General features: G+C 56.9%; 8 protein-coding genes and 1 pseudogene. 8 read left to right on the top strand and 1 reads right to left on the bottom strand.

All coding sequences use genetic code 11. The annotated features are described in order from the left end of the window. Window positions 1–141: 141 nt before the first annotated feature. The 3 genes from JCM12539_RS13025 (at window position 142) to JCM12539_RS03045 (ending at window position 3,499) form a co-directional block, all read left to right on the top strand. A complete protein-coding gene (locus JCM12539_RS13025; protein ID WP_156302017.1) occupies window positions 142–912 on the top strand; it encodes a hypothetical protein in 771 nt (256 codons plus the stop codon). Between the two features lie 168 nt (window positions 913–1,080). Beyond that, complete coding sequence (locus JCM12539_RS03050) at window positions 1,081–2,493, top strand: C69 family dipeptidase (RefSeq protein ID WP_054649168.1); 1,413 nt, start codon at window positions 1,081–1,083, stop codon at window positions 2,491–2,493. A gap of 355 nt (window positions 2,494–2,848) precedes the next feature. After that, window positions 2,849–3,499, top strand: a complete 651-nt coding sequence (locus tag JCM12539_RS03045; protein ID WP_054649166.1) for an EAL domain-containing protein — start codon at window positions 2,849–2,851, stop codon at window positions 3,497–3,499. 65 nt (window positions 3,500–3,564) lie between these two features. Here the strand turns inward: JCM12539_RS03045 and JCM12539_RS03040 are convergent, their stop codons facing one another. Next, the gene (locus JCM12539_RS03040; protein ID WP_054649164.1) at window positions 3,565–4,149 is read right to left on the bottom strand and encodes a hypothetical protein; all 585 of its coding nucleotides are present in this window, start codon (window positions 4,147–4,149) and stop codon (window positions 3,565–3,567) included. Between the two features lie 1,010 nt (window positions 4,150–5,159). Here JCM12539_RS03040 and JCM12539_RS03035 point away from each other — a divergent pair. From JCM12539_RS03035 to JCM12539_RS03015, 5 genes and pseudogenes are all read left to right on the top strand, one after another. Then, window positions 5,160–5,783 (top strand): hydrolase, encoded by a 624-nt coding sequence (locus JCM12539_RS03035; protein ID WP_054649162.1) that lies wholly within the window; start codon window positions 5,160–5,162, stop codon window positions 5,781–5,783. Window positions 5,784–5,923: 140 nt separating this feature from the next. After that, window positions 5,924–8,283 (top strand): annotated as a pseudogene (locus tag JCM12539_RS03030) (glycoside hydrolase family 3 C-terminal domain-containing protein). A gap of 2 nt (window positions 8,284–8,285) precedes the next feature. Further along, window positions 8,286–9,701, top strand: a complete 1,416-nt coding sequence (locus JCM12539_RS03025) for an MFS transporter (protein WP_054649160.1) — start codon at window positions 8,286–8,288, stop codon at window positions 9,699–9,701. Then, complete coding sequence (locus tag JCM12539_RS03020; protein ID WP_054649158.1) at window positions 9,698–10,819, top strand: alpha-L-fucosidase; 1,122 nt, start codon at window positions 9,698–9,700, stop codon at window positions 10,817–10,819. The genes JCM12539_RS03025 and JCM12539_RS03020 overlap by 4 nt, the downstream gene beginning before the upstream one ends. Window positions 10,820–10,844: 25 nt before the next feature. Beyond that, window positions 10,845–12,269: an MFS transporter gene (locus tag JCM12539_RS03015; RefSeq protein WP_054649156.1), complete on the top strand. Its 1,425-nt coding sequence runs from the start codon at window positions 10,845–10,847 to the stop codon at window positions 12,267–12,269. Window positions 12,270–12,377: the final 108 nt, after the last annotated feature.

The following is a 12,377-nucleotide window of genomic DNA, read 5'->3' as shown; positions in this document are numbered from 1 at the left end:
AATCACAGAACACGCAAAGTTAAATGGTCATATATCGGAAAAATACGCACAAACGTTTGTTCGTGCCGGGCGCATATCCTACAATAATTGCGTGGACAGCCGCACCCTACCACTTTTCAAAAAAACGAGGTGCGGTGATTTATGAATCAACATTTTTATATCGGTGGCCATTCGACCGATTACCTGGCAACTCTACCTGTAGAGTTGCCCTCTTGGCCACTGTGTTACCTGACGTCCGATATTGCTGCAATCATCCCTGCTGCCCCAAGCAGTGGATATCGCAGCCTGTTGATCCATGAATCTAGTCAGATTTATGTCAGCTCGCAGCGCAGCAACAACTTAATCGACCGTACCAGGTATGTACACGGACTAAATAAACCGATGCTTTGGGCACTTGGAAATCCCGAACTCTTTAGGGATATTTGCCCACGAATCGAAATGATGACGGCGTGGACTAGCGACCATGATGGTTTTCTGGCCATGGGCGTTGACCAGTCACGTGCACAGCCCTGGTTTAACATTCACCGATTGCGTGCAGCGTGGTGGTCACCCGCACGGTTCCGCAATGGCCAATATTACGAACGCCGGTTGTGCGTAAAAATTGGGTTGTGCCAACAGCGCCTCACCCGCTTAATTGAGTTCACTACCAGCATGGGCGAGGAATTACTGAACCCCCTACTTCATCAGACCGCCACACTTTATCATCACGCCAACTGGGGCCAGCAGCTTAAATTGCCGTTCCTAGACGTCAATAATCTGCCTGCACCTCCACGCGGGCGTGAGTATGACTATTGGGCTCAGCATCAACGCATTCGTGCCATGATCATCAATGAGGTTGAGAGTCGTTACCAATACGACAGTCAACACAACAAGGCGCGGGCATTAACCAAGGACTGGATGTTGTTACTGTAACGGCTCCGTCCGACGCTTAGTTTCGTTAATGTTGGTGTGCGGCTGTCCACTAACATACATCCCACTCACCATTAGTTTAATCACGTTCAAATTTAACTTTCCGAATTGGCCTTTCCCCACCACAAGCTATACAATTAACTCATCATACAAACAGAAAGAGGTAATCTCATGTCCAAACACATCAAGGGTTCCTGTACCACCATTCTGGTCGGCAAAGACGCATCAATTGACGGTTCCACCATCATCGCCCGTAACGAAGACGGCAACGAACCGCTGCACCCACAAAAGTTCGTCGTGGTTCGTCCCGAAGACCAACCTCGCCACTACCAGTCCGTGCTCAGCAAGTTCAACATCGACCTGCCTGACAACCCGCTCCAGTACACCTCTACACCAGAAGCCGTCGACGGCCACGGGCTCTGGGCAGCCGCTGGTATTAACAGCGATAACGTCGCAATGACTTCCACCGAAACCATCACGACCAATAGCCGTATCCTCGGTGTGGACCCACTGGTTGACGAAGGTATCGGTGAAGAAGACATGCCAACCATCACTTTGCCATACATCCACAGCGCCCGCGAAGGGGTCGAACGCCTCGGTAGCCTGCTGGAAAAGTATGGTACCTATGAGACCAACGGAATTGGCTTCTCCGACAACAATGAAGTATGGTGGTTCGAAAGTATCGCCGGTCATCACTGGGCCGCTGTCCGTATTCCCGACGACGCTTACGTAGTGGCACCAAACCGCTTTAACATCGACGACTTCGACTTTGACGACCATGAAAACTACATGGCCAGCGCTGACCTCCAGGACCTGATTGAGCAGCACCACCTCAACCCCGACCGTGAAGGCTACGACCTCCGCCACATCTTTGGTTCTGCCACCATCAAGGACACGCGCTACAACAACCCCCGCGCATGGTACGGCCAGAAGTACTTCAATCCTGAATTCGACACCACGCCGATTGACCAGGACCTGCCGTTCATCTGCCGGACCGACCGCAAAATTAGCATCGAGGACGTTAAGTTCGTCCTCAGCTCCCACTACCAGAACACGCCTTACGATGTTTACGGTACTACCGGGACTGATGCGGAAAAGAAGCTGTACCGGCCGATTGGGATCAACCGTAACCAGGAATTGCACATCCTCCAAATCCGCAACGACGTACCTGCCGCCATCGCCGGCGTTCACTGGCTCGCCTTTGGCCCAAACACGTTCAACTCCGTCCTGCCGTTCTACGCCAACGTTAACGACACGCCAGCCCCATACAAGAACACGACCGGTGAGTTTGACCCCGCTAACATGTACTGGCTGGCCAACACACTGGCTATCTTTGGTGACACCGACTTCGCCCTCTTCGAAGACTTCGAAAACCTCTACGAAGAGAACACGACGGCTGCGGCGCGCAACCTCGAAATCAAAGCCGATGCGGCGGCTGCCGACCAGGACGACCTGCAAAGTTACTTGGCATCCGTCAACGATGAAATGGCCGCCATCAACGTTAAGAACTCAACCAAGTTGCTCGGCCAGATGCTCAAGCTAGCCGCACCGCGGATGAAGTTACAGTTCACGCTTCACGACTAACGCACAAGAGCACAAACTCGGCACGATTACGGCACCGTCCCAATAGTTAAACCCTTTTTATAACAACAGGTGTGGAGTGGGTGTATTGACACATCACATGGCTGATTTCCCAACCAAATTTTATCGAAGGCTATTGCCATTGGGCTACGACTTTGCTAAATTAAAGTTAACGTAATTAATCAGGCAATCGATATTCCGATTGTGAAATAACGCGAATAACAACCTGCTCAGGCTACGGTAACGTAGCACACGACCCGCACATGTGAAAGACCATGCACGGGTCGTTTTTTTATATTTTTGAGCGGTTTACTGGGAGGGCACGTTATGTACCGATTTTTTTGGGCAACCCAAGTTCGTGGGCGACGGATCCAGCCGCCTACCAATTGGCTATGAACTTTTTATCCGTGAACGAAAGAACGGCAAATGGGTGCTGCCGGAAGATTTTAACGCCATTACGGCCGACGCAATTGGCGATCTACTAGGCAATATTGTTGATACTATGTCATCCTCAATTCGCCTACTTTCCTTCAACCTGGAAGAGCGGCAATTTATCGATCCTGCATTCATGGACATGGTTGCACGGATCCAGGCGCGCACCAAGATTAATATCTTCACCGAGCTGACGGAGCGCCGCGACCCCGACGTTTCTGTGGCCGATATCCAGGCTGCGGCCCGCCGCTTCCACGCACACAACCTCCTAGTGTGCGTGGACGACGTCGGTGTGGGGCAAAACAATCCGAACCTCATTAAAGGCATGGAGGACGATGTCGCGGAGTTCAAGTTTGCCTGCCAAGACTTTCGGCCGTGCAAAACCTTCCGTGAAATCGAGCCAATCCTATCGATGTGGTACAACGAGGCCAAGGAACACCACAAGGCCATCGCAATTGAGGGTATCGAAACTCAAATCGAGCTTGACGCCATCACCAGTAAGTACCCTTGTGACGTCATCCAGGGCTACTGGTTGGGCCGGCCCAAGCTGTTGGGGACTGACGTGGATGTGAATTAGACAGTAAAATCGCGGTATCGGACTAATTCCGGTACCGCGATTTTTACGTTCACCTTGCCAGGGGGCTAGTTGGACACCACCACTTCCGCATGGCTAATCATCCCGCGCATCAAATCCACGACCCACAGCGTGCGCCCGTCGTAGCAGTAAACAGTCCGCAGAACGGGCCGGCGGGCGAGCTCTGTTGCAGCCGCGGCAAATCGCCGCACCTCGTCATCGGTTGTGGGAAAGATGTGCAGAAACAGGTTCATTTCGGCAAACTGACGGTATTGGTGTGCCTTCGCGACTTTGCGCCGGTATGCGAACAGCATGTCGTTGCCGCTACCCAGGTGGGCGGGCGGCTCAATGTTCCGGTCAATGGTACCGTTCGCCTCCAGGTACTCAAAGGCCCGGCCGGTGCGGTCAGCAAAGGGCATCTGGTACTGGCTGTGGTACCGCAGCAACGCATCGTGAGGATCCCGCGCCGAGTTCAAACCGAGCTGCGCCAAAATGTGGTTGGCGTACCCCCATGTGACCTCCACGCCAATAGACGGCCGCAAGCACCAGATATCCGGGCGGTCGGCGTGCAATGCATGGGCATAACGTATTGGCGCGTACTGCTGAAGAACGTGCAGGGCAAGAACTTCATCGGGACGATTACAGGCGGGCATGGCAGGGTCTCCTCATTCTGAGATATTACGCAATAACTGTAATTAACTATATCATCTGACGGGGGTTTGTACATTGATCCCTTTACATCCGTGCTGGCAAAGGGACGGTGGGGTTGCGGCTTACGTGCCTATGCCGTGATTGCTACACCCGCACGCTCCAGCCCGTGCCGGGCTTCCCGCGAATCTCGGAGCCAAAGAAAAACCACTTTGTCTCCAAGATTTGCCGCTGTAACTCGCTGCGCTCGAACAGCGCTCTGGGGCCGCAGCAACCACGTCTCCGGACACGACGCCTCCACCCCACCATCCCTTTGCCGGCACTCGTTACTTCGAGTATCCTCCCATAGATTAGTGGTTACCCAGCATTGTAGGCAGAAACGAGATCTAATATAACTACACCAACAGGTAAAATCTGACAAACTGTGCACGAAGGCTTGTGGACATAGTAGACGCAACCACAATGTAGCGAGAACCCGCAGGCGGCTTTTGCGACGAGGCGTCGTGTCCGGAGACGTGGTTGGGGAGGCCGCGTCGGTCGGGCCGGTGAGCGGAGGCGTGTGGGGTCGGAATGGTAACCACTGCCGGGGTGTAACGTTCTTATGGCTTTAGCCATTAGAACGCGACGAATTTCTAGACTGGCCGGTGGTTTTCCGGGCAGGCTAGAAATCGCGGCGGAAACACGCCCGCACTTGGCGGGTTGGAGCCTTCGCCCTAGCAGTGGTTACCATGGAGCACCCCACGAAAGCCGCAGCTCACCGGTCCGACCAACGCTGCCGTCACCCACTACGGCGCAGGACACGTAAGCCGCAGTCCCAAAGGCCACCCGCGTGTTCCCACCAACCACCCCACTCCGACACCTGTTGTTATTGTACACGGTCGGATTATACGGGCACGCACAAAACCAATTTACGTGCACGCGCGGCATAGGTGGGTAAATAGTTAACACAGGCACTTGTTATTTTTGGTAAGTAAGTTTACAATCTAGTTATCAAATAATTTGGAGGCGCTTTCTTATGACTAGTTTAGCTCGTCGTGACCCCGTCACGGATGCTCTGTTAACACCAGAGAATAGTGCGTTGTTAGTAATTGACTACCAGGCAACCCAAATTCAATCAATTCAGTCCATCGCTCACCCGACCCTGCTGCGGAACGTGGCAATGACCATTCAGTTGGCCCAGATTTACCACGTGCCCATAGTGCTGTCCACGGTTAACGTGGCCACTGGTCGTAACAAGGACACCGTGCCCTACCTGAAGCGCGTCCTCGGGGACATTCCGTCCATCGACCGGACGAACATCAACGCGTGGGAAGACGGCGACTTTGTCGAGGCCGTTAAGGCTACCGGCCGCAAGCACCTGGTGATGGCCGCCCTGTGGACCGAGGCCTGTCTGACCTTCCCCGCACTCGACGCACTGCGGGAAGGCTACTCAGTACACCCCGTTGTCGACGCGGTCGGTGGCACGAGCAAAGTTGCGCACGAAACCGCACTCCGGCGGATGGAACAGGCCGGCGCTGAGCTCACCACCAACGCCCAGCTCGCCTGCGAATGGCAACGCGACTGGAACCGGACGGACACCGTACCCGACTTTGTCAAAACCATGTTCGCTGCGGGCGACTTCATCTCCCTAGAAGCGTAAAATGTAGTCGCTGGGAACGCGACGTAACGCGTACTACGGGGGTGTAACGATTTGTTGCACCCCCGTTTGGTGTACAATCGAACGTTTTTTGCCCCAGATGCCCAACAAGTGTCCGATTAACGGAAAGGACGAAAAAAACGATGACTAAACTAACTCCGCAACAACAAATTAACCTCACTTCCGGCCACGACTTCTGGACCACTGAAAGCGTGCCGGGCATCCCCAGTATCCGCTTTAGCGACGGCCCCCACGGACTCCGCTTTCAGGACGCAGCCGCTGACCACCTCGGTCTGAACGCCAGCGTCCCCGCTACTGCCTTTCCCACCGCTAGCGCCGCAGCTAACACCTGGGACCCTGAGCTCCTGCGTGCGATGGGTGCGGCAATCGGTGAGGAAGCCCGTCGCTACAATATCGACGTTGTCTTGGGACCAGGCATCAACGTTAAGCGTAGCCCGTTAGGCGGCCGCAACTTTGAATACTTCTCCGAGGACCTGCTGCTGGCCGGTGCCATGGGGGCAGCCTGGATTCGCGGGCTGCAATCGACCGGCACGGGCGCCAGCCTCAAGCACTTTGCCGGTAACAGTCAGGAACGTGACCGCCTCCGTTATGACGCGCTCATCGACCCCGTCACCCTGCACGAGGTGTACCTGGAGGCCTTCCGCTTGGCAGTCACACAGGCCCAGCCGGAAACCGTCATGACCGCCTACAACCAGGTCAACGGTCACTTCATGAGCGACCACCGCTACCTCATCGATACCGTTTTGCGGCAGCAATGGGGGTTCAAAGGTGCGGTGGTCACCGATTGGGGTGGCCTGAACGACAAAGTCGCGGCCATCAACGCCGGGACGGACATCGAGATGCCGAGTTCCAACCACATCTTTGATGCCGAGGCCAACCGAGCACTCGCCCAGGGCCAATTGCAGCAAGACCGTCTGGACGCCACCACTACCCGCATTAGTGCGCTCGCCAACCGCCAACGCCCGGCCGGCACCACCGACCCCGAAGCGATGATGGCCGCCCACCACGCACTAGCACAGCGGATTGAGGAACACGCAGCCGTGCTGTTGCAAAACCGCGACGATGCCCTGCCACTCAATCCCGACGACTCACTACTGCTAGTCGGCGACTTGGCTGAGCATACCCGCTACCAGGGGGCCGGCTCCTCGCACATCAACGCCACGCCCACCAGTATCCTCGCCGGTCTCGACGAGCAGCACCACGCCTACAACTTCGTCCGTGGCTACGAACTAGGGAGTGAGCAACATGACGCCCAACTCGTGGCCGCAGCCACCGAGGCGGCGATGGACGCCACGACGACGGTTGTGGTCGCCGGCCTGCCCAGCACGGCGGAGTCGGAAGGCTTTGACCGCGAGAACCTCAACCTACCCGATAACCAAAACGCCCTCATTGCTGCGTTGGCACCAGTTACGCAACGCCTGATTGTCGTCCTGGTTGGTGGCGCTCCCGTCAGCATGCCGTGGGCGGACAAAGTCGATGGCATCATCCAGCTCTACCTGGGTGGTGAAGCCGTCGGAACCGCGGCGAGCCGCATCCTCTTCGGCGACGTCAACCCATCCGGCAAACTAGCCGAAACCTACCCGCTGCACGCTGCCGACGTTCCCGCCGCACCGTACTTTAGCCAGCCGGACGCACTCGCTATTCCGTACGCCGAAAGCCTGTACGTGGGCTACCGCTACTACGACAAGGCACAGGTGCCGGTTGCGTTCCCCTTTGGCTTTGGCCTCAGTTACACCAACTTCACGCTCAACCACGGTACCATTGACGCCACCAGCGCTACTGACGATGCACTTGACCGCACAGTGACTATTACCGTCGCTAATCAGGGCGAACGTCGTGGTGCCGAAACGGTGCAGATTTACGTGGGTCAGGCCGACCAGGCGCAACTCGCCCCCGTTAAGGCGTTAGCAGCGTTCAAAAAGGTCTGGCTGGAACCGCACGAAGAGGACACGCTAACAATTGATATTCCGGCTCGGGCCTTCATGCGCTGGGACGAGAATCACCAAACGTTCCGCGCCGTACCGGGCGACTGGCGCGTCTTCGTGGGCACCAGCAGTACCGATATTGTTGCGGACTTCACCGTGACCGTTGACGCCCCCGCCTGGGTTCAGCCCGACGTTCCAGCCTGGTACCGCCAGCCTCAGGGCCACGCCACCGTAGCGGACTTTACCGCCTTGTCTGGCATGACCGTCACGCCAACGCACCCCGAGCATCGGGGCGAACACACCCGCATGAGCACGCCCCGTACGCTCGGGCGGCATTCCCGGGTGGCACGCAAAGTAGCGGACGTGGTCCTGCAACAACTCATCAAGAACGACAATGCAGCCCCAGGCTCGCCGGAGGAACGTTTCTTCATCCTGTCTGTACTCGACTCACCTATCATCGTCTTGCTCAACAAAGCGGCGGGGCACTCAAACTGTGGCAGGTTGACGCACTCGTCTGGTTAGCCAACCGTCGCATACTCCACAGAAGGGAGGACTAACCATGAATAACTACCAGTCTACCCGACCAGAACGCTTCAGTATTTGGAGCTACTTCTTTGGTCAAAGCATGGCTAACTCCATGCTCAGCGGCTTCCTCACAACCTACCTCATGTTGGTGGGCCTCGACCTCGGCCAAGTGGCCATTGTGATGGTCCTCGTTAAGTTGTGGGATGCCGTCAACGACACGATTTTCGGCATCCTCTTTGACACCATCCACTTCAAGAGCGGCCACCAAAGCCTCCCGTGGCTGCGCATCTCCATGTTTGCCATCCCCATTGCCACCATCATTCTCTTCCAAATCCCCGGTGCCATGGGTTCAGCGGGTAAAATGCTGTGGTTCGTGCTCGCCTACATTCTCTGGGACGCTTCGTACACGCTGAGCGATATCCCCATCTACAACCTCGTGACGCGCATGACGGTCAACCTGGACGAACGGAACACCGTGCTGTCTAGCGGGCGGATGTTGGCGCTCGCCGGCACCTTTGTTACTAGCCAGATGGTCACCTTCCTGATTAGCGAAAACGTGGGCCTACCATTTAGTCAGGCCGCCCTGCTCGTGGCGTTGATCATCCTCATCACGATGGTCCCCGTCAGCTTTGCGGGCCGCGAACGCGTCAAGACCGTCACCACCACGCAGAAATACTCGCTCGCCGGCATGTGGCACTACCTGCGACAAAACGTGTACCTGCGCCGCTACTACATTGGTTTCATCATTAGCGGCGTATCACTCACGTACGCGGCCGTCGACCTGTTCGTGTCGTACTACTTCTTCGGCAGCGCGCTGGTTTCCAGCCTCACCCTGGTGATTATTGCCATCCCGATGCTGATCTTTGCCAGCATGATGGGCCGAATCCTCAAGCGTGTCGATAAGTTCCGCCTCTTCTTCTGGGGCAACGTCGGGTTCGTCGGCGCCAGCGTCCTACTGTACCTCTTTGGCCGGGCCAGCCTGCCGATGTACCTAGCGCTGGTTGCCGTACGGGCGATTCCCATGGCGATTGTCTTCACGCTCAACCTCACGTTCACGCCCGATGTGGTGGAATTTGGCACCTACACGTCCGGCGTCGATGCCCGGGGGATTGCGTTCGCCATCCAGTCCTACGCTGGTAAGTTAACGGCGCTGGCACAACCGCTGGGCCTGTTCATCCTCGCAGCGTTCCACTGGTCCCCGATCCACGCGAGCAGCTTCGCCGTATTGGCGCACCAACACATCACCCAGTCGTCCGTCGCCCTGCAGGGACTGTGGCTGACGGCCACCCTCATCCCCGGCATTGGTTACGCCCTCGCGCTGATTCCGTACTCGCGCTACCACCTAAACGACCATGACGTCCAACTCATGGCCGATGTGAACGCGGGCAAACTGGATCGCGCCACCGCAGAAGCCCAGATATCCCGTCATTACGGAGGTGATCGCACATGACGACCCGTAACGCACCACTGCCAAAGTGGTTTACACGCACTGACTTTGGTATTTTCATTCACTGGGGCCCGTATTCCGTTCCCGCCTTTGCCCCCACCGACGTCGGCGATTTTGGTACCATCGTCAAGCACCATTCGCTCCGCTACCTGTACGCCAACCAGCCGTACGCCGAGTGGTACCTCAACGGCATGCGCACACGCGGGAGCGCGGTGACCCGTTACCACCAAGAGCGCTACGGCAACCGCACCTATCTGGACCTGGCGGACGACTTCAAAGCCGCGGCGCGTAACGTGGACGTCGACGCGTGGGCCGACCAGTTTGCGGCGGCCGGCGCGCAGTATGTAGTCGTCGTAACCAAACACCATGACGGCTTTGTCATGTACGATAGCAACGTACGCAACCCGAAACGGCCGGATTACCACCTCGACTTTGACTTCGTCGGGCAACTCGCGCAGGCGGTGCGCAGTCGCGGGATGCGGTTCGGTGTATATTACTCGTCGTTGCTCGACTGGACGTTCCAAACGCGGCCCATTCGCGATGCGGGCGACCTTGTTCTAGGCTATGACACCAGCCCAACGTACCTCAATTACGTTTGGGACCAGTGGCACGAGTTGATCGACCGGTACCACCCCGACATCCTCTGGAATGACATTGGCTACCCGACGGACAAGCGGCTGCCCGAGCTGTTCGCGTACTTCTACGAGGCCGTGCCGCAGGGTGTGATTAACGACCGGTGGAACAGTTACCCTAACTGGTTGCACAACCCGCTCGGTCGTGCCGCCATTGATCTCGGATCGCGCTACTTGCAGCGTCGCGAAAGCAAAGGTGGCGCGGGAATTCCGCCCGCCCACTACGATTACCGCACGCTGGAGTATAATACCGACTGGCAGGGTGGCGACGACTACTTTGAGGTCACCCGCGGCATCGACAAGAGCTTTGGGTACAACCGCATGAGCCGGCCGGAAGACAGCATTACTGCTGATCAGGTACGGGCGTTAATCAAGCAGGTGACCCCGCAAAAGGGACGCCTGCTGCTCAACGTGGGACCGATGGCGGACGGCCAATTGCCGCCACAGCAAGCGGCCTTACTGAGTGAGCTAGAGACCACACAGAATTAAATCATCAACTTTGGAGGTGGGTAAAATGCAGAAGAATAAATCGCAGTGGCAAACCGTGATGGTGTTGGGGCTCATTTCCCTGCTCACCAGTTTGTCGGGCTCCAGCCTGACGCTCGCGTTGCCCGTGCTCTCCCGCGACTTTGGCATCAGTAACAGCATCGCAACCTGGGCGGTCACTATTGGGTTGGTTACCAGTACCATTTTGCTGGTGATGTTCGGTCATATCGGTGACCTGCTGTCCAAGCGCAGTGTCTTCTTTGCCGGCGGCGTCATTTTCGTCGTTGGATCGCTGATTGCGGGACTCGCACCAGACTTCATCATTCTGCTGATCGGCCGGGTGATTCAGGCTGTCGGGATTGCCATGACCATGGCAAACGGGATGGGCATCGTGAGTGATAACTTCCCGAGCTCCACCCGTGCCGAAGCCTTAGCCGCCATTTCGATGTTCACATCGGTGGGCTCTATCTCGGGACCGGCCGTGGGTGGGCTGCTCATTAGCGCGCTGTCCTGGCGCTGGATTTACCTGATGAACGTTCCGCTTGGCGCGGTCATTCTGCTGATTGGTTGGCGCGTGCTCCAGCCGCAGATTCCGCAACGCGACCGGCTACGGACCATTTGGGGCACCGCCAACTGGACCGGGCAGAACCTTTTCACTGCCGGCATCATCTTCTTCTTTGTTGGTGGTGCCATGGTCCAAGCACCGGGCTGGCGCGTGGTCGCCTGGATTGGCATGGCAATTGGGGCCGTTTTGACGGTGTTCTCGTTCATGCAGGATGACCACGCAAAGTCGCCGTGGATTGACCCGCAGCTTCTGCACAACCCGGACTACCTAATCTCGGTTGGTACGCTGCTCATCGTGATGTTGGTGAACGCGGTGTCGAACATCCTCCTACCGTTCTACCTGCAAAGTTTCCTGGGTGTCAGCCCCTTCCTCAGCGGCATCATCATGATGGGCCAAAGCGCGACGATGTTGCTGGTAACGCCCATCGCGGGCTACCTCGCAGACCACTGGAACCGTTACTGGCTGACGCTGGTGGGATTGATTGTGCTGATTGTGTCTCAGGCCGGATACGCGCTGTATCCACCCACGAATAACTGGTGGGCCATCCTGTGGCCGATCATCCTAAACGGTGTGGGCATGGGCGCGTTCCTGTCGCCGAACAACGCGCTGACGATGGACACGGTACCGCGGACGTTGGGTGGTGTGGCTGGCTCCCTGAACTCCTTTGCACGGACGCTGGGGATGACTGTCGGCATGACGTTTGGTGCCGTCATCCTGTTCGCACAGCTGCCCGGCGTGGCGCGCATCACGCCGCAGACCGGCAACTTCCTAGGTGCATTCGCCAACGTCTTCTGGGGCAGCACCGTGCTGTCGGCCCTAGGACTCGTGGTGGTCCTCATTCGGGTGCGCCGCATGCGCGGCCGGGGAATGTCGACGGACGCAAAGTAGTATTGTTGCTTGCAATAATTGACGCGTCGGACGGTTAATTGCATTTTGATTACGCCATAAGATTGACAAAGTCACCGCCCAACGATATGCTTACTAAAGATAAGCAGA

It is taken from the genome of Lacticaseibacillus pantheris DSM 15945 = JCM 12539 = NBRC 106106 (genome assembly GCF_001311175.1).
Classification (GTDB): Bacteria; Bacillota; Bacilli; order Lactobacillales; family Lactobacillaceae; genus Lacticaseibacillus; species Lacticaseibacillus pantheris.
The sequence above is the reverse complement of the archived record's forward strand: the minus strand, read 5'-3'. Positions and strand labels throughout refer to the sequence as shown.

Bases quoted from the DNA above. Each gene is read 5' to 3' on its own strand.
- JCM12539_RS13025 (WP_156302017.1), top strand. From the start codon at position 142: ATGAATCAACATTTTTATATCGGTGGCCATTCGACCGATTACCTGGCA.
- JCM12539_RS03050 (WP_054649168.1), top strand. From the start codon at position 1,081: ATGTCCAAACACATCAAGGGTTCCTGTACCACCATTCTGGTCGGCAAA.
- JCM12539_RS03040 (WP_054649164.1), bottom strand. From the start codon at position 4,149: ATGCCCGCCTGTAATCGTCCCGATGAAGTTCTTGCCCTGCACGTTCTT.
- JCM12539_RS03035 (WP_054649162.1), top strand. From the start codon at position 5,160: ATGACTAGTTTAGCTCGTCGTGACCCCGTCACGGATGCTCTGTTAACA.
- JCM12539_RS03025 (WP_054649160.1), top strand. From the start codon at position 8,286: ATGAATAACTACCAGTCTACCCGACCAGAACGCTTCAGTATTTGGAGC.
- JCM12539_RS03020 (WP_054649158.1), top strand. From the start codon at position 9,698: ATGACGACCCGTAACGCACCACTGCCAAAGTGGTTTACACGCACTGAC.
- JCM12539_RS03015 (WP_054649156.1), top strand. From the start codon at position 10,845: ATGCAGAAGAATAAATCGCAGTGGCAAACCGTGATGGTGTTGGGGCTC.